The 25,780-nt window shown below is 49.3% G+C and carries 23 protein-coding genes; 14 read left to right on the top strand and 9 right to left on the bottom strand.

Going from position 1 to position 25,780, the window contains the following annotated elements; all coding sequences use genetic code 11:
* Positions 1-85: 85 nt before the first annotated feature.
* Together P2H89_RS13860 and P2H89_RS13855 are read left to right on the top strand one after the other, a co-directional pair.
* A complete protein-coding gene (locus P2H89_RS13860) occupies positions 86-1,399 on the top strand; it encodes a gluconate:H+ symporter (RefSeq protein WP_275827725.1) in 1,314 nt (437 codons plus the stop codon).
* A gap of 53 nt (positions 1,400-1,452) precedes the next feature.
* On the top strand, positions 1,453-2,526 hold the full coding sequence (locus tag P2H89_RS13855) for an oxidoreductase (protein ID WP_275827723.1): 1,074 nt from the start codon (positions 1,453-1,455) through the stop codon (positions 2,524-2,526).
* Here the strand turns inward: P2H89_RS13855 and P2H89_RS13850 are convergent, their stop codons facing one another.
* A complete protein-coding gene (locus tag P2H89_RS13850; RefSeq protein WP_275827721.1) occupies positions 2,527-2,907 on the bottom strand; it encodes a hypothetical protein in 381 nt (126 codons plus the stop codon).
* Between the two features lie 59 nt (positions 2,908-2,966).
* Positions 2,967-3,953, bottom strand: coding sequence for an acyl transferase (locus P2H89_RS13845; RefSeq protein WP_275827719.1), 987 nt, complete (start codon positions 3,951-3,953; stop codon positions 2,967-2,969).
* A gap of 42 nt (positions 3,954-3,995) precedes the next feature.
* On the opposite strand from P2H89_RS13845, the gene P2H89_RS13840 reads away from it, so the two are divergent.
* The 7 genes from P2H89_RS13840 to bioB all read left to right on the top strand — a co-directional run bounded on the left by P2H89_RS13840 (position 3,996) and on the right by bioB (position 11,616).
* Complete coding sequence (locus P2H89_RS13840; protein WP_275827717.1) at positions 3,996-4,475, top strand: hypothetical protein; 480 nt, start codon at positions 3,996-3,998, stop codon at positions 4,473-4,475.
* A gap of 154 nt (positions 4,476-4,629) precedes the next feature.
* Positions 4,630-5,742 (top strand): M42 family metallopeptidase, encoded by a 1,113-nt coding sequence (locus P2H89_RS13835; RefSeq protein WP_275827715.1) that lies wholly within the window; start codon positions 4,630-4,632, stop codon positions 5,740-5,742.
* Positions 5,739-5,921 carry a hypothetical protein gene (locus tag P2H89_RS13830; protein WP_275827713.1) on the top strand — a complete coding sequence of 61 codons (183 nt, stop codon included), beginning with the start codon at positions 5,739-5,741 and terminating at the stop codon, positions 5,919-5,921. Before P2H89_RS13835 ends, P2H89_RS13830 begins: the two co-directional genes overlap by 4 nt.
* Positions 5,914-7,287 (top strand): hypothetical protein, encoded by a 1,374-nt coding sequence (locus P2H89_RS13825; RefSeq protein ID WP_275827711.1) that lies wholly within the window; start codon positions 5,914-5,916, stop codon positions 7,285-7,287. Before P2H89_RS13830 ends, P2H89_RS13825 begins: the two co-directional genes overlap by 8 nt.
* A 29-nt stretch (positions 7,288-7,316) precedes the next feature.
* Complete coding sequence (locus tag P2H89_RS13820) at positions 7,317-8,804, top strand: sulfatase-like hydrolase/transferase (RefSeq protein ID WP_275827709.1); 1,488 nt, start codon at positions 7,317-7,319, stop codon at positions 8,802-8,804.
* Positions 8,805-8,867: 63 nt separating this feature from the next.
* On the top strand, positions 8,868-10,460 hold the full coding sequence (locus P2H89_RS13815; protein WP_275827707.1) for a hypothetical protein: 1,593 nt from the start codon (positions 8,868-8,870) through the stop codon (positions 10,458-10,460).
* 151 nt (positions 10,461-10,611) lie between these two features.
* The gene (bioB, locus tag P2H89_RS13810; RefSeq protein ID WP_275827705.1) at positions 10,612-11,616 is read left to right on the top strand and encodes a biotin synthase BioB; all 1,005 of its coding nucleotides are present in this window, start codon (positions 10,612-10,614) and stop codon (positions 11,614-11,616) included.
* Positions 11,617-11,723: 107 nt separating this feature from the next.
* Here bioB and P2H89_RS13805 read toward each other — a convergent pair whose 3' ends face one another.
* The 4 genes from P2H89_RS13805 to P2H89_RS13790 form a co-directional block, all read right to left on the bottom strand.
* Positions 11,724-12,125: a response regulator transcription factor gene (locus P2H89_RS13805; protein WP_275827702.1), complete on the bottom strand. Its 402-nt coding sequence runs from the start codon at positions 12,123-12,125 to the stop codon at positions 11,724-11,726.
* A 244-nt stretch (positions 12,126-12,369) separates the two neighbouring features.
* Positions 12,370-13,416 carry a type IX secretion system protein PorQ gene (gene porQ / locus P2H89_RS13800; protein WP_275827700.1) on the bottom strand — a complete coding sequence of 349 codons (1,047 nt, stop codon included), beginning with the start codon at positions 13,414-13,416 and terminating at the stop codon, positions 12,370-12,372.
* 251 nt (positions 13,417-13,667) lie between these two features.
* Complete coding sequence (lon, locus tag P2H89_RS13795; protein ID WP_275827698.1) at positions 13,668-16,070, bottom strand: endopeptidase La; 2,403 nt, start codon at positions 16,068-16,070, stop codon at positions 13,668-13,670.
* Positions 16,071-16,321: 251 nt separating this feature from the next.
* Entirely contained in the window at positions 16,322-16,867 is a 546-nt protein-coding gene (locus P2H89_RS13790) for a hypothetical protein (protein ID WP_275827696.1), read from the bottom strand.
* A gap of 17 nt (positions 16,868-16,884) precedes the next feature.
* Between P2H89_RS13790 and P2H89_RS13785 the strand changes: the two genes are divergently transcribed.
* A complete protein-coding gene (locus tag P2H89_RS13785; RefSeq protein ID WP_275827694.1) occupies positions 16,885-17,466 on the top strand; it encodes a Crp/Fnr family transcriptional regulator in 582 nt (193 codons plus the stop codon).
* Between the two features lie 307 nt (positions 17,467-17,773).
* Positions 17,774-18,262, top strand: a complete 489-nt coding sequence (locus P2H89_RS13780; protein WP_275827692.1) for a DoxX family protein — start codon at positions 17,774-17,776, stop codon at positions 18,260-18,262.
* Positions 18,263-18,346: 84 nt separating this feature from the next.
* On the opposite strand, the gene P2H89_RS13775 is transcribed toward P2H89_RS13780, so the two are convergent.
* On the bottom strand, positions 18,347-18,934 hold the full coding sequence (locus P2H89_RS13775) for a porin family protein (protein ID WP_275827690.1): 588 nt from the start codon (positions 18,932-18,934) through the stop codon (positions 18,347-18,349).
* 276 nt (positions 18,935-19,210) lie between these two features.
* Here P2H89_RS13775 and P2H89_RS13770 point away from each other — a divergent pair, with 276 nt between their 5' ends.
* A complete protein-coding gene (locus P2H89_RS13770) occupies positions 19,211-19,903 on the top strand; it encodes a LytTR family DNA-binding domain-containing protein (protein ID WP_275827688.1) in 693 nt (230 codons plus the stop codon).
* An 85-nt stretch (positions 19,904-19,988) separates the two neighbouring features.
* The gene (locus tag P2H89_RS13765) at positions 19,989-22,199 is read left to right on the top strand and encodes an ATP-binding protein (RefSeq protein ID WP_275827686.1); all 2,211 of its coding nucleotides are present in this window, start codon (positions 19,989-19,991) and stop codon (positions 22,197-22,199) included.
* 806 nt (positions 22,200-23,005) lie between these two features.
* Here the strand turns inward: P2H89_RS13765 and P2H89_RS13760 are convergent.
* Both P2H89_RS13760 and P2H89_RS13755 read right to left on the bottom strand, forming a co-directional pair.
* Positions 23,006-24,241 carry a metallophosphoesterase gene (locus P2H89_RS13760; RefSeq protein ID WP_275827684.1) on the bottom strand — a complete coding sequence of 412 codons (1,236 nt, stop codon included), beginning with the start codon at positions 24,239-24,241 and terminating at the stop codon, positions 23,006-23,008.
* Positions 24,242-24,409: 168 nt separating this feature from the next.
* Positions 24,410-24,919: an NAD(P)H-dependent oxidoreductase gene (locus P2H89_RS13755; protein WP_275827682.1), complete on the bottom strand. Its 510-nt coding sequence runs from the start codon at positions 24,917-24,919 to the stop codon at positions 24,410-24,412.
* 84 nt (positions 24,920-25,003) lie between these two features.
* On the opposite strand from P2H89_RS13755, the gene P2H89_RS13750 reads away from it, so the two are divergent.
* Positions 25,004-25,687, top strand: a complete 684-nt coding sequence (locus P2H89_RS13750) for a metal-dependent hydrolase (protein ID WP_275827680.1) — start codon at positions 25,004-25,006, stop codon at positions 25,685-25,687.
* Positions 25,688-25,780: the final 93 nt, after the last annotated feature.

Raw genomic sequence — 25,780 nt, 5'->3', positions numbered from 1 at the left:
TTAGTGATAGCAATTCATTTACCAGGCCATGGGTTGGGATAATTGACTAAATTAGTCAGCAAGTAATCCCTGCTAAAGTTCAAATATGACGATACTGATTGTTCTGCTATGCATCCTGCTCCTGATATTATTGATCACCTGGGGTAAATGCAACCCTTTCCTGGCCTTCCTGATCATTTCGATCCTCGCAGCCTGGTGGCTGGGTATTCCGCTCAATAAGATCAACCAATCGGTGCAGAAAGGCATTGGCGATACACTTGGCTCGCTCACGATCATCATTATGCTGGGCGCTATGTTGGGTAAACTGGTCGTGGAAAGCGGAGCGGCGCAGAAGATCACTTCGGTACTGATGCGGGCCTTCGGCGAAAAGTACATCCAGTGGGCGCTCATGATCACCGGCTTTGTGGCCGGCATTCCCTTGTTCTACAACGTGGGCTTTGTGCTGATGGTGCCCCTGATCTTCTCGGTGGTTTATCAATACAAACTACCGGCCGTATACATCGGTCTGCCGATGCTGGCCGCGCTGTCGGTAACCCATGGCTTTTTGCCGCCGCATCCCTCTCCTACCGCATTGGCTGGCCAGTTCCATGCCAACCTGGGCCTCACCCTGTTGTACGGTCTGGTGGTGGCCATCCCCGCCATTATCGTAGCCGGTCCTGTATTTGCCAGCACCCTGAAAAAGATCCCTTCCCAGCCGCTGCAAACCTTTCAACCAAAACATATACCCGAACATCAATTGCCCGGCACGTTCAACAGCTTCCTCACTTCTCTGCTGCCAGTGATCCTGCTGGCGCTCACTACCGTGCTGCCCTGGTTCATCAACACCGATGAAAAGAGCAGCGCTTTGCTGGCCTTTGTGGGAGATGCCAATATCGTGATGCTGGTGGCCCTTATCATTGCCGTGTTTACGTTGGGTATAGCACAGGGTAAAAGCATCAAGGCAGTGATGGACATATTTGGAGAGGCCGTGAAAGAGGTGGCCCTCATCGTGCTGATCGTGGCAGGCGCCGGCATCCTGAAACAGGTATTTGTAGACAGCGGCGTGAGCAACGAGATCGCCAACCTGCTGAAGGGTTGGGACATTCATCCCCTGGTATTGGGCTGGCTGATCGCCGCCATCATCAGGGTATGTATCGGCTCGGCCACCGTGGCCGGGCTCACCACGGCCGGCATCATTGCTCCTGTAATGCCGCTCTTGCACGTAAACCCGAACCTGATGGTGTTGTCTATTGGCGCCGGCAGCCTGATGTTATCGCACGTGAATGATTCGGGCTTCTGGATGTACAAGGAATACTTCAACCTCAGCATTCGCGATACCATCAGGTCGTGGTCGGTGATGGAAACCATTGTGGGCATTATGGGCCTTATCGGCGTACTGATCCTCGATCTCTTCGTGTAAGGCGGGATGGCGCGTGAGGCGTTCAAATTGGCTATCTTGCCAAAAATTACAGCATGGCCCAACCCATCAGAGTAGGTTTAGTAGGTTTTGGTATCTCTGCTACCGTGTTTCACGCACCGTTCTTTGTAACGATGCCCGAGTTTGAGCTGGTAGCTGTACTGGAGAGAACGAAAAACGAATCACAAAAAAAATATCCCTTTGTCAAGGTGGTACGCACCATCGAGGAACTGGTAGACGACCCTACCATCGACCTCATCGTGATCACTACCCCCAACGATACACATTTCCCTTACTCCAAAGCGGCTTTGCTGGCGGGCAAACACGTCGTGGTGGAAAAGCCTTTTACCAATACGACGGCCGAAGCAAAAGAGCTGGTAGACCTGGCAGCCCTCACGGGCAAGGTGCTCAGTGTTTACCAGAACCGCCGCTATGTAAGCGACTTCTTGACGATCCGCGACCTGCTCGATAAGAAGCTGCTGGGCGAGGTACATGAATTTGAAGGCCATTATGACCGTTACCGCGCCGAGGCACGCCCGCAGGCCTGGCGTGAGCACGCGTTGCCGGGCAGCGGCATTCTGTTTGATCTGGGTGCGCATCTGCTCGACCAGGTATTGTACCTGTTTGGGCTACCGCAAGCGATCACTGCCGATATCCGCCAGCAACGGCCCCACGCCAAAGTGGACGATTATTTCGACATCCGGTTGAATTATGGTTTCACCAAAGTGATCTTGCATGCTGGCATGCTCGTGCGCGAGCCGGGGCCTCGCTATATGATTCACGGCACCGTGGGGTCTTTTATCAAGTACGGAGAAGATCCGCAGGAAGCCAGGCTACGCGCCGGCGATCTGCCGGTGGGCGATGATTGGGGTAAGGAAGCGGAAGACACTTTCGGCCTGCTGCATACGGAGATCGATGGCAAGCTGGTGAAAGAGCGCATGCCCTCGAAGGCAGGAGATTACAGCGGCTATTACCGGCATATTTACAATACGATTCGCCTGGGCGCTCCGCTCAAAGAAAAACCCGAACATGGATATAATACCGTACGGATGATAGAACTGGCCTTTGAAAGCCACACCCGTCAATGTACCATTCCCTGTTCGGATTTACTCGATGCGCCTTACCGCTAATTACTGGCAGGGCTGTTTGGAAACGTTTTGCAGATCATATTTTACCGTGGGCGGCCCATCGAACATCATACAACTCACGCAGTCGGAAGGTTGTGTGGGTTGTACGGTGAAGTAAATGGTATCGCCCGCCTTGAGATCGTTTGGCAGTTTACATTTGTTGGTTACATCAAACACGTTGTCGAACACCTGGGTGGTATCCATCATGTTCTTCCAGCCGTCCTGGCCGAGCGTATCCACGTTGAGCGATTGTACTACATAACTGGCGCAGCTGATGCGGATGATCTTTCCCTGCACACATGATTTGGAAGGCTGCTTCTTATTGACTCCACAATGCAATGCGAGTATGGCCATGCCTGCGAGCACGAAAATGGTTTGCTTCATAGCGATTTAATTTGGTTATTGATAGTTGGTGACTGGAAAACGTTGCATCAAAAACCGGTTCATATACCGGCTACCATGAGGCTGCAACCGCGGATATCGCTGTTGTCCATACGCCCCTGCACTTCGAAGCTGCCATCGTTGTACACACGCCCTACATCTTCAGTGGCGATAAAGGAACAGGAATAAACATTGGCCAGGTCGATCACATTCAGCACACCGGTGCCGGCCTTATGTACCGCAAAGGGATCATCTTCCTCGCGCACCAGCACTTTCATCCACGATGGGCAATGCAGGATGCCATTGCCGGCCGAATAGGCCTGTGAAAGCAATTCCGTCATACCATATTCGGCATGGATGGCGGGTAACTTCAAGGCCGCCTTCAGGATATCGTGCACCTGCAGGCGGGTGATCTCTTCCCGGCGGCCCTTCATGCCTCCGGTTTCCATGACAACGGTATGTTTCAGCGAGAGGGGGAATTTTTCAGCAAAGTCGAGCAGGGCAAAGGTAACGCCTATGAGGATCGTTTTTTGCCCCCTGGCTTCCAGCTCCTGCAATACGCCGGCCAGCTTTTCGTGTTCATAAAGATAAAAGCCACTGGCGGCATGGCTGCTTTGGCGGATAAGCTCATCCACCATCACCACCAGCGATGAGTGGCGGCGCTCGAGGTAGGATGGCAGCAGGCCGATCACACACCAGTCTTCCACCGGGCCATAAAAATGGCGGAAAGCCGTCAAGAAGCTGCGTTTATACAGCTCCAGGTGCTTCACATAATGACGGCTGTTGATGGACTGGGTGGTGCCGCTGCTTTCAAAAACGGCTTCCGGTTCGAAGCGGGTCGTTTTGATCGTATGGCTCTTGAAACACTGGATGGGCAAGTACGGAATTTCGGCCAGTGACCGTATGGAGGCCCCAACGATCGGCAGACTGTTTACGTATTGATTATAAACAGGATTGTGCTGGTACTGAAAATGAAACAGCTCTACTGCCAGTTCTTCGAAATTCGTATCGTCCGTTGAAAAAACTTTATCTTCATGTTCACAATTCATATCATATTGTTAAACCGCAAGCGGTTAAATTTGTACACAATCATGAAAAATATGCGATATATAACCATCTGTGCCGGCATATTGTTGATACTGGCCTGTGGCAAAGATAAACCTGAGACCAAACCCTCCATAAAATTAAAATACCTCAGCACGAAAGAGATCCAGCCGAATCAACCGTTGGAAATTACGCTGGAATTTAGCGATAAAGAGGGCGATGTCGACGATTCGCTCTACGTGAAGAGAGACCGGTTAAACAAAATAGACGGCGACTTTGGCAACAAACGCACCAGCGATTCTTTCTATATCATGATTCCCAAATTCCCGTCCAAGATGACCGGAGAGATCCTGCTGAACCTGGCCTACAACGGCTATCTCGTCGACGCTGAGAGCCCTCATGGCGACGCCAGTCAGCCCAATGGCAAAGTACCCGACTCGATACGTTTTCGATTTGCCCTGCAGGATAGAGGCGGCAATACCAGCGACACGCTCACCACCGAGCAGATCGTTATTATCAGACAGTAATAGCATCCCATTTTTTTGCTAAGCCATAATTAATCATCCGATTGATTCGTTTTCACCCGTCTCCCCAACGATTGACGGCAGACCCGGAATCGGATTAGGGATTAGAGGCTATTTACTTCAGATTTAATTACATTTGAAATTCTAAAGATATCATATGGCTAAAAAGGAGACTTCCGCATCCAAATCGGTAATTACGAAGAATTCCATGCAATTTCTGAAAGACTACCACAATACTGCCTCCCCGGTAGGTTTTGAAAGCAGTGGTCAGAAAGTATGGCTGGAGTACCTGAAACCTTATGTGGATACGACCTTTGTTGACCCCTACGGTACCGCTGTAGGTATTATCAACCCGAAGTCCCCTTTTAAAGTAGTGATCGAGGCGCATGCCGACGAGATCAGCTGGTTCGTGAACTATATTACAGCCGAAGGTCTCCTGTACCTGAAGCGCAATGGCGGTGTCGACCACCAGATAGCCCCCGGCCAGCGCGTATTCATTCACGGCAAGAAGGGACCGGTAAAAGGCGTATTCGGATGGCCTGCCATCCATACCCGCCTCGGCAACCCCGACGTGAAGGACCCTCAACCCAAAGTAGACAATCTGTTCCTCGATACCGGCGCGCGTAACCGCAAAGAAGTGGATGACCTCGGTATCCATATTGGTTCTGTAGTAACTTACCAGGATGGGTTTGATGAGCTGGCCAACGACTACTATATCGCCCGCGCATTCGATAACCGCATTGGTGGTTTCATGATCGCCGAAGTAGCCCGCCTGCTGAAGGAAAACAAGAAAACCCTGCCATATGGATTGTATGTGGTGAATGCCGTGCAGGAAGAGATCGGCCTGCGTGGTGCAGAGATGATCGCCCGCCGCATCAAACCCGATATTGCCATCATTACCGACGTAACGCACGATACCTATACACCCATGGTCAACAAAATGATCGAAGGCGATGTAGCCTGCGGCAAAGGGCCTTCCCTCGCCTACGGTCCGGCAGTACACAACAAACTGCTGACCATTGTACAGGATGTGGCAGAAAAGAAAAAGATCCCTGTACAGCTGCGCACCGTATCCAGGAGCACCGGCACCGATACCGATTCATTCGCCTATGCCAATGACGGATGCCCCTCTGTGCTCATCTCCATTCCCTTGCGTTATATGCATACCACAGTAGAAATGCTGCACAAAAGCGATATAGAGCAAACGATACACCTCATGTATGAGACTTTATTAACTTTATCGCCTAAAACGAATCTGAGTTACCTATGATATTAACCGATCTGTTCCTGTACGTAGATCCGGGTAGCGGCAGTTACCTTGTGCAGGCCATCATTGCTGCCATTCTGGGAGCTTTGTTCTACTTCAAGAACATCTGGTGGCGGGTGAAGGCATTTTTCTTCAGGCCCAAAAAGGACGATACGCCCGGGAACGATACCGTAAATGACTAATTACCACCAGCATCCAGCATCCTTCAAAGACCCATCGGGCTTTATATTCGAGGCCGGTGGTACCCTGTACCGCCAGGTAAACCGGTCATACGCAACGGCGTACGATCAGCTCATGAGCTCGGGCCTGTACAAGCAACTTACCGCAAAGCAGTTACTGATTACCCACACGGAGCTCGACAGCAACCTCACCGGTTCGCCCGACTGGTACAAGACCTTGCAGCCCGACACCATTCCTTTTATTTCTTATCCCTACGAGTGGAGCTTTGAGCAATTGCGCGATGCCGCCCTGCTGACCCTGCAAATCATGCGGCTGGCCCTTAACCACGGCATGATCCTCAAAGACGCCACCCCTTTCAATATTCAGTTCATTGGAGGCAGGCCCGTATTCATCGACACGCTCTCGTTCGACCTGTACGACGCCGCCAAACCCTGGGTAGCCTACCGGCAGTTTTGCCAGTGCTTCCTGTTTCCTCTTTACCTCGAACACTACCTCAAAAAGGACGTTCAAAAGATACTCAGCGTGTACATCGACGGCATTCCGGTAGATGTAACCGCCCGCTTACTGCCCTGGAAAAGCAACCTCAGCCTCGGCGTGTGGTTGCACGTGTACCTGCAGAACACCGTGCAACGCGGCAAAAAGCCCGGCGCCAATGCTGTGCAGTTCCAGAAAAAAAAGCTGCTCGACCTGTTGAGCCACCTGGACACCATCCTGCAAAGATTTCCCGGCGAACGCACGTACAAAACCACCTGGAATAACTATTACGATGATACCATCCTGAGCCAGGAATACCTGCAGGAAAAGGAAAAGCTGTTCCGTGCTTTTTGCTCGGGGTTAACCGTGCGCACAGCGCTGGACATCGGCGCCAATGACGGCTATTTTTCGCGGATACTGGCTTCTCAGGGCATCGACGTGGTGGCATCCGATGTAGACGGGCAATGCATCAGCCGGTTGTACCGCGAAGTGAGCAGGAACAAAACAGCCAATATCCTTCCCCTGATCCTCGATGTGGCCAATCCCTCACCGGCCGTTGGTTTTCACAACCGGGAAAGGGCTTCCTTCTTCGATCGCATTCAAACCGACCTGGTGCTGGCACTGGCGCTCGTACATCACCTGGTGATCGGCAAGAACATTCCACTGCCATTGCTGGCTGCCTGGTTCAACGATATAGCCCCCCTGCTGATCATCGAATTTGTACCCAAACAGGATGATAAAGTGCAGCAAATGCTGAGCAGCCGGGAAGATGTGTTTGGAGACTATACACAGGAGCATTTTGAAGCGTGCTTCTCCCGGTATTTTAACCTGGAGGATCGCCGCCCGGTACCCGGCACACACCGGATACTGTACCTGATGAAAAGAAAGAACTGATTTATTGACCCAAGGACCACCTGTTTAAGATGAAGAAGTTTTTCAGCGAGCAACCATTGTTTATACTTCTGGTCGCGTTATTTTATCTTTTTAGCACCCTCAACGCTTACTTCAACCTACTGTTGTGGAGCGACCTCTTCATACCTACTTCTCTTACCATCATCGGCATACATACTGCACTATACTTATTGTTTGGCTACCTGTGGCCCAGGCAACGGAAATTTGCCTTGCTGGCGCTGTATGCATCAGTCGTGTACCTGTTCTTTGGCAGTATACTGGACTTCTTCAAGCGGTACCTGCCAATTTTATCCACGTACACTTACCTGCTCCCGTTCCTGTTGATCATTGGCGCCATCATTTTCTGGTTGCTGCGCCGGTCGAAGCATCCATTTCACAACCTGTTCCTTTACCTGAATATATTACTGGTCATTTTCAACATTAACGAGATTGGCAAGGGCATCATCGTCAACAGCAGCACCCTGAGCAACCGGTTTGGCCCCAACTACAGCAAAGATGCCGACTTCCAATCGGCCATCTGCGATACCTGTCAGCACCCGGATATTTATATGGTGGTGTTCGATGGCTATTCCGCCTCCCGCACGCTGAAAGACTTTTGGGGCTATGATAACAGCGGACTCGACAGTTTCCTGCGGCAGCAGCATTTCTTTGTCGCCGGTCATGCAAGAAGCAATTACAACTTCACACCCTATTCGCTCGGCAGTATGCTCAATATGGACTTTCACGCATCGGTGCCCAATATGGCCGATATTCCGGAATTCAGCGAAGGCATTGCCCGTATGCGGCCCAATAAAGTGATGGAAGTATTGCGGCAAAACAAATACGAGATCATCAATCAGTCTTTCTTTCCGCTGTCGGAAGAAAAGCCGGCCCTCAACATGACATACCTGGCCGGTAAGGAAAGAACCATCCTGTCACAGACGCTGCCCAAACGCACACGCACTGATATTGGCTGGAATTTTGGCTGGTATAAGCCGGAGGATGAAGTAAAAGAAGAATACAGCCTTGCGGCGCAGCAACGGGAGCAGATCGGCCAGAACTATTCCGCCATCAAAGCGATCTCGGGACAGGCCAACCAAACCCCGCGGTTTGTGTTCACCCATTTCCTGTTTCCACACGACCCTTATTTTTACGACAGCACCGGCCGCTTAACGCCCGACTCTATCTGGTTCAAATCCCAGGGATCAATGCATAATTACCTTTCGCAGCTTAAATATGCCAATACCTATATCAAAGACCTGGCAGTAAGGCTAAAGCGCGATGCCGCACGGCCAAGGATCATATTGTTGATCAGCGATCATGGTTACCGCGGGTTCAGGAAGGAAGAACTGAGATCCTTTGAATTCAACAATCTTTTTGCGGTGTACTTTCCTGATGAGGAATATTCTACCCTCAGCGATTCGGTCACCGCGATCAATACGTTCCCCCTGTTGTTCAACAAGTATTTCCATGCCCGCATTCCTTTGAAAAAAGATTCGACGGTATACATACCGCATTGATCAATTGAATACCATTGCAATTAAATGAGCGGCAAGATGCCAGGACAGCCAACGCAACCATATTTGAAGCTTCACCCGCTGACCAGCGCCTGGCTGATCAATACCGGGCTGTTTGGGATAATCCTGGCGTTCACCTGCCCGGTATACCTATCTGGTGATGATCTCAATATCATGCAAACGCTGGCCGGCGGTTATGGAAAGGATACTTCGATTTGCCCACCCTTTTTGTATGGCACCCATTACTTCATCAGCGTTCCCATCAGGAATTTGTACCAACAATTTCCATCGGTAAACTGGTATTCGGTTTGGCTGGTGATGATTCAATATTTGTCGGGAATTGGCGTACTCCTGGTACTCTTCAGGCGTACCTCTTTTTATATAGCGACCATCAGCTACCTATTGCTGTTTTTGGTGTTTGGCAGCTGGATGCTGTTATACCTCAACCAGTCTTCTACCTCTATTGTAGCCACCCTGGCCAGCCTGCTACTGATATGGGAGTCTGTATCGGAAACGAAGCTGAACAAGTTTTACGGGAGCGCTGGCGTATTGCTGTTACTGGTTGCTGCGCTGATCAGGTTTCATACGATTGTTCCCGTGATCGTCGTTGCCGCCCCCTTTTTCCTGTTGGTACCGGGCATCGGCAACAAAGTGAAGGCATGGGGTTCTATCGCCATCACGGTGATCATTTGCTGGTTCCTGTACCAAAACCAGTACAGCCACTATACAGCCCAATGTAGTGCCTGGGAGCAGGAGGAACAATATCGTGCGGCGAAATACGCGAATATCAATTACCATAAAGACCAGCAGGCTTTACAGCAATCGCCCTACAAAACGGAAGTCGCCATGCTCAGGGAGCTCCTGTTGTTCGACACCAGTTTTCCCAATGCAGCTACCCTGCATACGCTGGCGCAAACGACAAATGGCCCTATGCCTGTTAAAGAACTGCTAAGCACCAACACCTGGCACTGGAACTTTGTCAACCACCGCCTCATGATCGCCGTGTTGCTACTGGCGTTATTGGCGGTATGTGTACAAAGGCCGCAATGGATAGTCCCCGCAACCAGTTTGCTGACCGGCCTCGCCGCTATTGTTTATATGCAGCAGTACCGGAAGATGCCGGCTTATTTTATACCGGCTGTATTGTTTACGATCACCGCTTGCACAGCCACCATGCTACCGGTTTCCCAAAGCAGGAATAAGTTAAAGCCTATCGGTCTGTTCGCCTTAGCCATCGGGCTTGGCGCATGGGCCCTGGTACGCACCGTAAAGGCTAGTCAGCAGAATGCAGAAAAGTTTAGCAGGTTTCAATCAATGTACCAAGAGATGTCGTCGCGGCCGGATAGGTTGTTCATCAACACGAACAATGACGAAGCCTATGGCTATTTTTATTGCTTCGCCAATCCCTCGCAATATTCCTTTAAGAACATCCTCTTCCTGGATCATCCGGTACAATCAAGAAGCAGCGCCTTGCAGGCAGCCTTTGGCGTAGCCGATATCCGCCAAGCGCCTGTCTACAAGAATATCTACTTTGCCGGGCCCCCAAGCCAGGCACTTCTTCTGTACTATCAAAAAATTACGGGTGGTCGGGTTGAATATTCACCACCGCTGCCCGATTTCAAGCTGTTGGAAGTACGCAGACTATTCGTGCAGCAATAATCTTATCCACAAATGGCTGAAAAAAATGGGTTGTTGCCGGCTGAATAAGGCACCAGATTAAAACCCAATTCAGGGAAACTTGCTAATATTGCCGTGTTAACCGAATGGGCCTTGTTCTTACGATGAGCCCGCAAAGCGAAAAACTATAGCTATGATTAGAAATGACTGGTCAATTGAAGAGATCCAGGAGATCTATAACCTGCCGCTGATGGAGCTGGTTTACCGTGCCGCTACAGTGCACCGTACCTATAATGACAGCCATGAGGTACAGGTTTGTACGCTCTTATCGATAAAGACCGGGGGATGCTCGGAAGACTGTTCCTATTGCCCCCAGGCTGCCCGCTATCATACCGACGTAACCGTACAGGCCCTGATGAAGAAAGACGAAGTACTGTCTTATGCCCAGAAAGCCAAGGATGCCGGTTCAACCCGTTTTTGTATGGGCGCTGCCTGGCGCGAAGTTCGCAACAACCGCGACTTCGACCGCGTACTGGAAATGGTAAAGGGGGTTAATGAAATGGGCATGGAAGTGTGTTGCACCCTCGGCATGCTTACCGAAGAGCAGGCACAAAAACTCGCCGATGCCGGTTTATATGCTTATAACCACAACCTTGACACGTCTTCTGAATATTACGGCGAGATCATCACCACCCGCACCTACGACGATCGTCTCGAAACCCTCGATAACGTACGTAAAGCAGGTGTATCTGTTTGCTGCGGTGGTATTGTGGGCTTGGGAGAAACGCACGAAGACAGGATCAACATGCTGCGTACACTGGCCACGATGCCTCAACATCCCGAAAGTGTACCGGTGAATGCGCTGGTGCCTGTAAAAGGAACTCCGCTCGAGCACAACCAGAAAGTGAATGTATGGGATATGGTACGTATGATCGCTACGGCCCGCATCCTGATGCCTAAGTCGATGGTACGCCTCAGCGCGGGCCGCACCAGCATGAGTATTTCGGATCAAACACTTTGCTTCATGGCTGGCGCCAACTCGATCTTTGCCGGCGACAAGCTGCTCACCACGCCCAATCCCTCATTTGATGAAGACATGGAAATGTTCGATATGCTGGGGTTGAAACCACGGGCCGCTTTCAAAGAAGACGGCTGCGATCACCATCATCACCATACTGCAGCAGCAACCACGGCCTGATCAATCGCACACTAAATAACAAAAGCCTGAAGCAATGCTTCGGGCTTTTTCATGATAGGCATTACTGCTTGCAGGCAGCTGCCATTGTATGATCGGAGATACCTGAATCAATCATTGTCGCTGATCTCTTTACAGAAATACTGCTTGCCTTCCATCACGAGTATGATGGCGCCGATCATCTCTTCGCCAGAAGAGTTCTTGGTAACATATCCATTGCCCCCGGCCTTCATGAGTGCGTTGATATATGCCTGATCGGTATGCACAGAGATACCGATGATCTTGATATCCTGCGAAAATTCACGAATGGCTTTAGTGGCCTCGATACCATTCATGGGGTCCATATTGATATCCATTAAAACCACATCGGGGTGAAGGTTGCGGCAGGCTTCAACCGCCCGAAACCCGTTCTCACAAATCGCCGAAACGGATAATCGATTGTCGCGGTTCAATACCAACTTCCACGCTTCCCGCACAAGGCGGTGATCATCTGCAATAACCACTTTGATCATTTATATTCCTTTTATTGATACACATTCTTCCGGGAGCTCCGCTGATGCCTTTTACCAGGCATAACAACTCACTGCGTTCAAACCATACTGTTATCAGTATGCCGGTCCGAATGGAACTTAACTGATAAAAGTAGGAGAATCCGGGGTTAATAATTCAATTGGCCGGGTATTTTTAACAAAGTCCAAGGAAGTGGTTTACAGGTTCTAAGGGTAAACAATTATATGATGCCAGAAAACAGCGCACTTAACGTCCCTTTCTAACATAATCCTTCATGGTCAACGACAAGCCAAACTGGTTATAGGCGGTATTGTTCTGATAATAGCTGCGGGCATACCGTATTTGCAGTTTCCTGAACAAAGCCCCCACCCCCAAAGAAAACCCATTGATGCCATTGCCGGTGTTCCCTACATTCAACTCCCTGCGCCGCAAATGATTATACCCTGCACTGATCTCTACCTTATCCGTAATGTACACTTGCATGGCCAATACAATGTGACGAAATAACTGGTCGAAGGTGAACTTTTTATCACTCATATTCTGATCAAAGCCATTCTCGTTGTTGAAGGCAGTGTCGCGGTAGCTGATATCGAACTGATGCAAATGATGCGCCGTGAGGGAGAATTGCAGGGGAGCTTTGGCAAGCCTTTTCGAGATCCCCATCTGCAGATCGAAGGGAAGATCGCCGGTGGCCGTACCCGTATAAGCCTTGAGTTGGGCACCCATATTTTTGATCACCAGCGAAGCCTGCAGCAGGTTGGCCGTGTCGGCATAACTGATGCCTATATCCATGGCCAATCCTGATGACCTATACATCCCATAGTTGGAATAAATGAACTTCAGGGAGGCCCCATAGTGCCAGCGTTCCAGGTATTGGCGGCTGGCCGACAACTGCACCACATAATCGGCTGGCCTGATATCACCGAATCGGTTACCCGCCATATCTGTAGCGGGTATGGTGCCGTAGTTGAAATAATTGACACCGATCGCAAAATTGGTTTTGGAGGCCTCATGCCGGAAGCCTGTAAACAAATGGTAATTGCGGATATCGGCATAGAAAGCATTGAACACGAAGTTTGCCTGCGTGTGCATGGATGCCCTTAATAATGAAGGGTTGTGCCAGGCAAGACCAATATCGGGCGATTGATTCGATACGTTGATACCGCCGAGGGCGGTGAGTTGTGGCGTATTGGAAAGACGGAGAAAGTTGTATACGGTGTTGCCTCCCAGGGTTTGAGCAAACCCATAAACCGTAATCAGCATTAAAACCGGTATCAGCAATACTTTCCGCATGCAGTGTAGCTGCGAACGAAAATAACTGATAATTCTCAAGGTATTGTTAAAAAAAAATTCCTCCATGGATATGGAGGAATTCCTTTAACCCTTAAAACAACCAACATGAAAAATTTATAGTAATCTTGATTTTGCTTTGTAAGTGACCACTATGCTAATATAACGCCGCTTCAAATCTTTTGTTCACGCACCATTTATCATTTTCATTAAAATCCCATTAAAGCAAACAATGACCGGCGTTATAGCGCACTTTACACCAGCGCCAGGTCAAGCACCTGTTGCATGGTCTTCACGTAGTGGAACTTAAGTCCTTTGATGAATGTGCTGTCGATCTCCTGGATGTCTTTTTCATTTTGCCAGCAGAGAATGATCTCTTTAAGACCAGCCCTTCTGGCGGCCAGCACTTTCTCTTTGATCCCACCTACCGGCAATACCTGCCCTCGCAGCGTGATCTCACCGGTCATAGCCAGGTAAGGTTTTACCCGACGCCCTGTTAAGGCCGAACAGATCGCAGACATCATGGTAACTCCGGCGCTGGGACCGTCTTTAGGCGTAGCTCCCTCGGGCACATGCACGTGGATGGTTTTCTTTTCGAACAGTGTGGTGTCGATATCCTGCTTTTTGGCATTGGATTGCAACCAGGTAAGCGCTGTGGCAGCACTTTCTTTCATCACATTACCCAGGTTGCCCGTGAGCTTCAATTCGCCCTTCCCATCGCTTAAGCTGGTTTCCACAAACAAAATGTCACCACCAACATAGGTCCAGGCCAGCCCCACGGCTACACCAGGCATATTGGCTACCTTATACATCTCATTGCTGAAACGCGGCTTACCCAGTATCTTCTCGATATCATTGGCCGTTACGGTACTCTTCACTTTTTCCTTTAAAGCATACTCTTTTGCCTCATAACGCATTACCGAAGCGAGATAACGATCCAGTTCACGCACACCACTTTCTCTCGTATAATCCTGGATGATCTTTTCCAATACTTTATCACTCACCTTGAGTGGTATATTCTTCAACCCATGCGCGTCCTTTTGTTTGGGCAGCAGGTGACGCTTGGCGATCTCGATCTTTTCTTCGACAGCGTAACCGCTCAGGTCTATGATCTCGAGGCGGTCGCGCAGTGCCGGCTGGATATTGTTGATGTCATTGGCCGTGGCGATGAACAATACCTTACTGAGATCATATTCCAGCTCGAGGTAGTTATCGTAGAATGTATGATTTTGTTCGGGATCGAGCACTTCCAGTAAGGCAGAAGAAGGATCGCCTCTGAAGTCGGTGCCTACCTTATCGATCTCATCGAGGATCACGACGGGATTGGATGATTTGATCTTCCGCAACGATTGAAGGATGCGGCCCGGCATAGCGCCTATATAAGTTTTTCGGTGACCGCGGATCTCACTTTCATCATGAAGGCCACCCAGGCTGATGCGCACATATTTGCGCTCGATGGCGCTGGCGATACTGCGGCCCAGCGAGGTTTTACCAATGCCGGGAGGGCCGATAAAACAAAGGATGGGGCTTTTCATATCACCTTTCAATTTCAATACGGCCAGGTATTCGAGAATACGCTCTTTTACCTTGTGCATTCCGTAATGGTCGTGGTCGAGTATTTTGCGTGCTTTGCGCAGATCGTACAGGTCTTTGGTAAACGTGCCCCAGGGAAGATCCAGCAGGAGATCGAGGTGGTTGTACACCACCGAATAATCGGGCGTACTGGGATGCATCCGCTCCAGTTTCTCGATGCCTTTTTTGAACATCTCCTTAGCAGCTTCCGACCACTTCATCGCCTCGGCCTTGTTTCGCATATCGCGGATCTCCCGGTCGTTGGTATCGCCGCCAAGCTCTTCCTTGATGCTCTTCATTTGCTGCTGCAGGAAGTATTCACGCTGCTGCTTATCGAGTTCCGTTTTGGTTTTGGTGGTTACCTTGTTCTTCAGCTCGGCAAACTGCAACTCACGCTGTAACAACTGCATGAGCAGGTCGGCCCGGGCCTCTATATTATTCATTTCCAGCAGCTTTTGTTTCTCCACCAATTCGGTATTGAGGTTGCTGGAAATAAAATGGATAAGGAACGAGGGATTTTCAATGTTCTTGAGGATGATCGCCGCATCGGAGGGGATATTGGGCGACAGCTGGATGATCTGGGTAGCCAGGTCCTTGATATTGGCCACATAGGCTTCGAAGTCCTCCAATTTGGGAGAATCGTCTTCTTCCAGCAATTGAATACGGGCCTTGAAGTAAGGATCTTCGGTGGTAATGCTGGCAATCTTGAACCGCTTTTTACCCTGGATGATCACCGTGGTGCCCCCATCGGGCATTTTGATCATCTTAATGATCCGGGCCACCGTGCCGATATCTTCGAGATCGGTAACGGTAGGATCTTCGACATTACTGTCTTTTTGTGCAACAACGCCTACCAATTTGTCAGCCTTGTAAGCATCGTTAATTGCCTTAATACTTTTATCTCGACCCACGGTGATGGGCAATACCACCCCGGGAAACAGTACCGTATTTCTAAGCGGCAATAAGGGCAGTTCATCCGGAATGACAATCTCCGGGCCGTTATCGCCTTCATTTTCATTGAGAGGGATTATCGGGATAAAGTCCATATCGTCTTCCGGCTGAAACAAGATTGAGGGTTCTTTCATACGACTCATACTACAGTTTATCTATGACAAAATAACACGTCCTGCCTTAAAATCCTGAGATTTTCAAGAGAGGGGTATATAGGTCAAGTTTAATGCCAACCGGTGGAGGGAGACATAACTTCCGGTTAAACAAGCCAGTGACCATGCAAGGCAGGGATCTTTGAATGGTTCAAAGATACAACGTATTACAAGGTAGCAGGTTGCATAAATTGTCAGAATCGTTAACGAATACCACTAAAAATACGAAAATGCTATAGTGAAGGTTCCGGTACACCAGGCTGTACCGCTTTGATCTTTCCGTCTTTAAGCACCAACCGCACCTGTACGTGCTCTATAGCGCCAGGCCGGTTGTCAGTATCCGCTGAGGATATGTAAATTGACATTTCATCCTTCTTAATCATCGCAATATCATACAGATAGCAGGTCAGTGCGCTGGCCGGCAAGGCGGGGTGGCTGTTGGCGGTTGCTTCCGGGATCACCCCGAAGTAACGAATGAAGGCATCAGCGGCATGATCGGTATTACGGCAAAAGATGCAATATCCCGCCAGCCCATACTGCTGCGCCAGCAAACTTACCGTTTCGGGCACCGGCTGCAGCAGCCGGAAGTGATCGGCATTCCGCAGCTCCAGCACCAGGAATGCGGCACCCGATTCGACGATCATGGGCAGGGCGGCAATATGATCGGCCGTTATGCCGAGCGAGAGTAGTACCTGCTCATTTTCCTTCACCGGCGCATATACCGGCGGTGGCAGCAGACCGGCCTCTCCTAGGGGCGTGAAGGGTTTGTTTGTTAGCATATTTTTATCTTTACCCAATGTATGATCTTATTCTCAAAAACATTGCCCGCTTCATCCAATTAACCCCCGATGAAACGGACCGCTTTACTTCGATCATCAAAACTCGCACCCTGCGTAAGCGCCAGTACCTCGTACAGGCCGGAGATGTGTTCCGGTATGAATGTTTTGTGAACAAAGGCGCCCTGCGTATCTATCACATCGACAATAATGGCCAGGAACGGATCGTCAACTTTGCCTTTGAAGGCTGGTGGACAGGAGATATGTACAGTTTCCTGAGCGGACAGCCTGCCCTGTACAATGTAGACGCCCTGGAAGATTGTGAACTGTTGATGATCGAAAAAAACAACCTTGAACAACTGTACATAGATATACCCAAATTTGATCGTTTCTTCCGCATCCTGCTACAGAATGCCTACATCGCTATGCAACGGCGTATCAGCGATGGTATGAGCCTTTCGGCGGAACAACGTTACATCGACTTCCTGAACAGGTATCCGCAATTCGAACAACGCCTCACCCTGCGCCAGATCGCCTCTTACCTGGGCATTACGCCCGAGTCGCTCAGCCGCATCAGGCGACAGCGCATGAGCAAAAATTGAGGCCACGCCATCCCATGCACAGGCAGGGGCAGGCGCCAGCGCATGAGTAAAAGCTAACCCGGCTCCTTCACCCCACCCACCTGGCCGGGACGAGTCTCTGCCACTACTTTGGCAGAGGGTATCTCTGGTCCACCACGACACGCCAACGCCTCTTAAATTGCCATTACCCGCGCTCCTGCAGGTTTCAAGCCACGCCGCCTACCCTTACCATAGGTTAATGTTTTTTCTTACCGGGTGTCATTGGCAAAGGCCTTCCTTCCGATGCATTTTTGCTGTACAAAACAACCGGAAAGAAAAAACGACAGTTATGCGAAACAGAATATTAGCTACGACAGACAGTTACAGTTGGTTCATTTTACGGGTTGCGCTTGGCTTCGTCATGCTGGGCCATGGCGTACAAAAAGCATTTGGATGGTTTGGTGGCTACGGCTGGGACAATACCATTGGCTATTTTACAGGCACTGTGGGTATGCCTTCCTGGATGGGTGCGTTGGTGATCCTCATCGAATCGCTGGGCGCTTTACTACTCATTGTTGGTTTTGCCGGCCGCATCAATGCAGCCCTCACCGGTATTGTCATGATCGGCGCATTCTTTGTCGATCACTTGCCCAATGGCTTTTTCATGAACTGGTTTGGCACCAATAAAGGGGAAGGGTACGAGTTCGACATCCTGTTGTGGGCCATTGCGCTCGTAATAACTATTAATGGTAGCGGCCGCTGCTCGATCGACAGGTGGTTGACGGCCCGCAAACCCGCGGGCGCACGTTCCTCATCGATCCCTACTCCTGCAGTATAACATTCCACTATACTTATCAGCCATGAATGAAAAAGGTCTTGCAGCCGTTGGGCAGCAAGACCTTTCCAGTATTTTCAATAAGCCTTACAGAATAGCAAAACCGAGATAGAGCTGGAAGCCCTGATTCTTCCATTTATCCTTGTTGTCGATGTCATTGATATTCGTTAAGCCAACGACATACCGGCCACCAACGCGTAAAGCACCCAGGTTGAGCTGCGCGCCTCCCAGCATGGAAAAGTCACCACTCTTGAATGCTTCTTTTGTTTCGCCCAGCAGGTCTTTATCCTGGCTTGTCATGATACCAAACTGAGGGCCGACTTGAAAGGAGATCAGTTTAACCGGCCGGAAACTTAACAGGATAGGAATGCTCACATAATTGAGTTTCCCTTTCACATCATTTTGACCTTCCGGATAAAGATCAGAAAATTTATTACCGGTACGATAATTCGTTTGGCTCCAGAGCAGTTCGGGTTGAATACCCCATTTTTCGTTGATATTGATCTCGGCAAAAGCGCCAAGGTGGTAACCAAACTTATATTCTTCGCTGAAGGACTTGCCATCTACTTTAAAAATATTGGCACCACCTTTAACGCCAAGATGGAAACCTTGAGCAAATGATACAGAGGTTAGGGCCAGGGCAAAGGCCAGTAAAGCCAGTGTTTTCTTTTTCATAAATCAATTGATGTTTAGTTCACTGACAAAATTTCAACTTACATGCCAAGGAAACTAAACTGGTTGTTAATTCATTACATCAATCGTGAAGAAAGGTATAAAAAATACTGTTGGCACGTTAATTTCTAATCAAGAAGTTAACATACCCATAAACGGTCACAACCTTCGGTGATAAGCAGCCGGAATTAAATTGCTATGAATGATCACAGCATTGCCAGATTTTTACTACCTTAAATTCAACATTACCATTTAACCATAGTTTGATTCCTCTGAAAAATGAGATGCCTTATAGTCGATGATAACGATATGGCCAGGCTCATGTTAAGTCACCTGGTCACACAAACCGGCCTGCTGGAAGTAATAGGAGAATGCCGTGATGCCATGGAAGCCCACCAGCAGATCAACCGGCATACGCCCGACCTGGTATTTCTGGATATAGAAATGCCGGGTATGAGTGGTATAGAACTGTTGCGGTCACTGCCCAAAAAACCGCTGATCATATTCACCACTTCCAATAAGGATTATGCACTCGAAGCGTTCGAACTGAACGTAGTCGATTATTTGTTGAAGCCGGTCACCCTCCCGCGCCTGTTGCAAGCCATAGAAAAGGCCCGGGAAGTGCTGCAGCGCGATAACTCGGAAGTCAACAATATCGATGAGGACAATATCTTTATTCGCGATAATGGCGCCCTGAAAAAGGTGAAGCTCGATGAAATATTGTGGATAGAGGCCATGGGCGATTACATCAAGATCTTCACGCCCGGCAAATGGCATATCGTACATACCACCCTGAAAGCCGTAGAAGAAAAGATCCGTTCCCCGAAACTGATGCGCATCCACCGCAGTTATATCGTGTCGCTCGACAAGATCGACAGCATCGAAGATGGTGTACTGAATATCATGAGTACGCCCATCCCGGTGGCCGACAGCTATCGGGGCCAGCTCATGAAAAAACTGAAGTTATTGTGATGCAACGGGCGTAGGCCAATGTCATCAACCGCATCATCGCTTTCGGAGGGCCGCTTAGTTTTTATTGCACATAAGGAACCTGTACATGAAAATGAAGTTAAGACCCAATTATCTTATTGCCCTGATCGTACTGCTGCTGATTGCCTTCGTTACTACGGGCATCATGCTGCAATTACGGCTCGAATCCATCCTTACGGGCGGCGGCGCCAGGGCCGCATCGGTATTGAAGATCAGCCGGCTGCTCACAGCCTTGTCGGTAGCCGCTATCGCGATCCTCAGTTATATCATCATCCGCCGCCTGGGGCGACAGCAATCCCTTATTAAAGAACTGGAACAATCCCATGCCAGCGAGATCCGTTACCGCCAAAACCTCGAGAAGGTATCCGCAGAGATCTATGACCTGTATAACAATGCTCCCTGTGGTTACCACTCCATCGATAAGGACGGTTATTTCCAGGCCATCAACCAAACCGAACTGAACTGGCTCGGTTACCGGCGCGATGAGGTAGTAGGAAGGCTGCAGTTTGCCGAAGTGCTGGATGAACCAAGTGCAGAGATCATCAATAAACGTTTCCCCCAGTTCAAAAAGAATGGTGAAATGCGCGAGCTGCGCCTCAATATGGTCAGCAAGCATGGTTTTCTCATACCGGTATCGCTCAACTCCATCGCCATCTACAACGAAGAAGATGAATATATCTCGAGCCGGTCTACCGTGTTCGATGTATCGGAACAGGAAAAGATAGAAGAGGCGCTGAAAGATGCCAAACGCCTGGCCGATGATTCGGCTACCATTAAAGAACAGTTCCTGGCCAATATGAGCCATGAGATACGTACGCCCATCAATGCCGTTATCGGCTTTACCAACCTGCTGCAGAAAACACCACTGGCACCCGACCAGGAACAATATGTTCACCTGGTGCAGTCGGCCAGTGAAAGCCTGCTCACCATCATCAACGATATTCTCGATATTTCAAAGATCGAGGCCGGAATGCTGCGGATTGAGAAAAGCCCCTTCAGCCTGCGCGGCCTATGCAGTTCGCTGGAGACCATGTTTCAACCGCGCGTGAAGGAAAAACAGCTGAGTCTGCGATTCACCATCCAGGATGATATTCCCGATACATTGACCGGCGATGCCGTACGACTCACCCAGATTCTGGTGAACCTCATCAACAATGCCATCAAGTTCACCCACGAGGGAGGAGTGGCGGTCACGATCGCTTCTGTGCAGCAAAACATCGATTCGGTCCGCATCAGCATCTCTGTGAAAGACACTGGTATCGGTATCCCGGGCGACAAGCTGGAAACCATCTTTGAAAGATTTGAACAGGGGGAAGCCCATACCACCAGGAAGTATGGCGGCACCGGCCTGGGCCTCTCGATCGTGCGCAACCTCATAGAGCTACAGGATGGCTTTATCTCAGTGAGGAGTGAAGCCGGCAAAGGCACGGAATTTATATTTGAACTTCCATACGACACATTACCCATGCACGAAAATAACCAGGCCGGTGGACAGTCTGATACCGCAGCTACTGCAAACGGCTCATTCGAAGGCGTGAAAATACTCGCTGTGGAAGACAACCAGATGAACCAGTTGCTGATGAAACACACTTTTCAGCATTGGAACCTTCATTATGTACTGGCAGAAAATGGGCAGGAAGCAATAGACAAGCTGAAACTGGATAAGTATGACCTGGTGCTACTCGATATTCAAATGCCCGTCATGGATGGTTATATCACGGCCAAAACCATTCGCCACGAACTTAAAAGCAATATACCCATCATCGCGATGACAGCACATGCCATGGCAGGCGAAAGGGAAAAATGTCTTAGCCACGGTATGAACGATTATATTTCGAAGCCCATATCGGAAAAGGAGTTGCTGCACCTCATGACAAAATACCTCTCCAAACAAAAGCACGCATTCGAAAATCTCAAAGCAAGTCTTAATAATATAAATATCGATTTCCTCTACGACCTCGTGATGGGCAATAGCGCCTTTCTCAACAACATCATCAGGCAGTTCCTCAACCAGTTTCCCGGCGAAATGGAAAAACTAAAGGAGGCAGTCAACCAAAAGGATCACCGGCAGATTGCCAGCCTGGCGCACCACATACAATCCACCGTATCTGTATTCGGCAGGGACACTACCTTCTTCCGGCAACTGGAGAACCTGGAAAAGATGGCGAATAGCCGGGTGAATGGACAAAACCTTTCCAACGCTTACCAGCAACTGGACAGGGGCCGTCAAACCCTTTTAATGGAGATCAACCGGTTGATCACACAAAGTACCTTGTAAGGGTTTTTGCCTAACTAGAAGCGACTTTACTTATTATCAATCACTTATCGGTGAAGTAGTGCACAATGACGCGCGTTGTTGCACCATTTTTCCACGCATATCCGTCCCATACTGGTGGTCCGCGCGGGCTTCACCGGCAAATAGACACACCTCGGCTACAAATAGACCCGGCTCACCGATTACGGCCGGCTACCCCCTCCCCGGCAGCGTATCTTTGATTTGTAATTACAACGACAGGTTAACAAATAGGGAAAGTTTTTAACCTAAGCCCCTAAGCCCTAAACCGAATTGTTTAAAATGATTATCGCCTGTCTGAAAAACCAACCCCTTATCCCGGACGTAGCGAATTACCCCTTGAGGGTCACATGAGAGAAGTTTTTTAGTCACATGAGATAAATTCCTTTAGCAACTCTCCTTGTTCTTTTTGTGATTGAAGGTGATGAAAGAAAGCTATTGCGAATCCAGGGTGCTCGTTTTTAATCCCGTACTTTATTCGATCCGTACTTACTGTAAGATTCCTGTGCTTCTTCTGTACCATTGAAATGAATTGTTAAGCACGCAGTGACCCAACCAAACATTGTTTGCCGTACATACGACATGGTTACAGGCTCTAAAACCTTATTGAAGGATTGGTACAATGGTTAATGTTAATTGGTTTCTGCTCTGCAATTAGTAGCATTTTGATTTATTTGTGGAAAAGGTGAAAAGGCGGTTTACGAAGTGTAAACCGCCTTTGTTTTATTTTTCCGCCTCAATACAACTATGCCTGCCTGATAACTAAGAATGTATTTAAGGCTCCAGCTTTATTAAGCCAGCTCCAGTACCGTGATCTCGGGCATAATACCCACCCTGCCGGGATATCCAATGAAGCCAAAGCCACGGTTTACGTACAGTCGTTGTTGCTCGGCCTCATACAACCCAGCCCATTGCTTATACATATATTGTACGGGACTCCATTTAAAACCCGGCACTTCGAGACCAAACTGCATGCCATGCGTGTGGCCGGCCAGCATGAGGTCTACATCTTTATATTTATCCAGCACTTCGGCTTCCCAATGGCTGGGGTCGTGGCTCATTAAGATCTTAAACGGATATTTTTCGGATCCTGTATGCGCTTCGTGCATCTTACCATACTTGGGAAAATTGCCACGGGCGCTCCAGTTCTCGATACCCAGCAAAGCGATCTGCTCACCTTCTTTTTCCAGCACCACATGCTCGTTCATCAACAAACGCCATCCCATTTCACCGTGTACGGACTTCAGGCTTTCGAGATTGGCTGCTTTTACATCCGCGCTTTCCCAATGTACATAATCGCCATAATCATGGTTGCCGAGCGTAGAATACACGCCCATCGGCGCTTTAAGTTTGGCAAAGACATGTTTGTATTCCTCCATTTCCACGGCCCGGTCATTCACCAGGTCACCGGTAAAGAGTATAAGGTCGGGCTTTTGATCCATGATCTTGCGAATGCCCTTTTCCACCGCTTCCTTATCGGTAAAGCTGCCCGAATGGATGTCGGAGATGTGCACGATCTTCATTCCTTTGAAGGCGGCCGGCAGGTTCGCAAAACTGAGTCGCAGCTTGTTCACCTGGTAACGGTATTTATTATTGAACCCGTACAGCAGGGTGCCGAACAATCCGCCGCCTACGGCCAGGCTCAGCCAGCTCAGGAACACCGATCTTGAAATACCGGCCTCGGCGGGTGCTGCGGCTTTACCGGTAAACTTCCCGATGGCCCAGGTGCCTGCACGGCGAATATCATCAACTGCGATAAACAACGAAGCCAGCAGTTTACTCATGAACAAACCGATCACGATGGCAAATACGTAGGTCCTGATCCATTTTGGCCAGGCCGCCGAATTACTATAAGGCAGCATCATGATCATGGCGATGGACGCCACCGACAATAACCAATACACCGTGGTAATGATGATCCGCGCTCTTGGAGAAGCGGGCGCAATGACCTTGATGGCCTGGAATACATAGATGTCCAGCAATACCATAAGACCTAGTAAAAACCACGTAAAACCTGCATTACGCATGAGAAGATGTTTAGAATTTGTTAAAATGACGAAGCTGCAGCGTGCCCGAACCTGCACGGTCAACTTTCGCACATACCGGGGTAGACGGCTGACAACCGGGAATATTGTAAACCCCGTAATTTTTTTAGGATTACTCTTTCCGGTATCCTCCCGGCAAGCAAATGCAAATTAAAAAGCGATAAACTCATCCACCTGGGCGGCAATGGCATCCAGGGTAGCCTTGTCGTGAATGGTTCCGGTACCATTCAATAATTTATCGACTGAAGAGATGGGCAGTTTGTTGTGGTGAACGATCACTTTCAGGTAGTGCAGAATGCCGGTTAAATGGTCCATGCCCCGCTGGTTGCCCGAGCGGCCAAGGGCTACGCCGGTGAGCAGGGCCTTTTTACCCCACCACGCTTTTTTGTAGTCCGACATATCGAGCATCACCTTCAGTACACCGGGGATGCTTCCATTGTATTCGGGAGCAATGAAAATAAACTTCTTCGAAGGGATCAGAATCTCATTTTCCAGTTGCACGTATTCGGGGTTCCTGTCAACCGATTTCCAGCCCTCCAGTGTCACGAGGCGGGTTTCGATACCTTTTGCCTCTAGCAGGTCGCGGTAATGCTGCGCCACTTTCATGGTATTGCTGCCCACCCTGTTGGTACCGGAAATGATCGTATAAAACTCACTCATATTAAAGCATTAAACAGCTTAGAAGGTTTTTGGTTGCTATTTCTTATACCGAAGACGTACTTTTGCCGTCCTGTAAAACTTTTTATGAAACTAACCTATTACGGCCATTCCTGTTTCTCGGTAAGCGTCAAAGGTAAGAAACTGTTGTTCGATCCCTTTATCACTTACAACGAACTGGCTAATAATGTAGTAGATGTTGATCAAGTGGAGGCCGACTATATTCTCGTGTCGCACGGCCACGCCGACCATATCGCCGATTGTGTACGCATTGCTGCCCGCACCGGTGCCCAGGTGATTGCCACCTGGGAAGTAGGCGAATGGTTGATGAAGCAGGGCATCACCAACGTACACCAGATGAATACCGGAGGTAAATGGAACTTTGGCGACTTCATGGTAAAGTGTGTGGTTGCCCAGCATTCTTCCGGATTACCTGATGGCAGTTACGGAGGTAACCCTATGGGTTTCATAGTTTATACAGATGAAGGTAATTTTTATTATAGCGGAGACACGGCCCTTACCCTGGACATGCAACTGATACCAAGGTGGGCAAAACTAAATTTTGCCGTCTTACCGATTGGGGACAACTTTACTATGGATGCTACTGATGCAGCCGAATGTGCCCGGATGGTTCAATGCGACAAGGTGGTTGGCGTTCATTACGATACCTTCGGTTTTATCAGGATCGACCACCAGCAGGCCGTCAAAGCTTTTGCCGATGCCGGAGCCGCGCTTCAACTGGTGAAGATCGGCGATACGATAGACCTATAATTATTACAACGCCATACAATAAATCAGTAATTAACAATTAGACAATTATTGAGTATTATGGCGCCCGAATTCTGGTAAAAAGGCCGTCTAAAA

Source organism: Paraflavitalea sp. CAU 1676 (assembly GCF_029223285.1).
In the GTDB taxonomy this organism is placed as follows: domain Bacteria; phylum Bacteroidota; class Bacteroidia; order Chitinophagales; family Chitinophagaceae; genus Paraflavitalea.
Note: the sequence above shows the minus strand (reverse complement) of the source record. Positions and strands in the feature narration are given on the sequence as shown.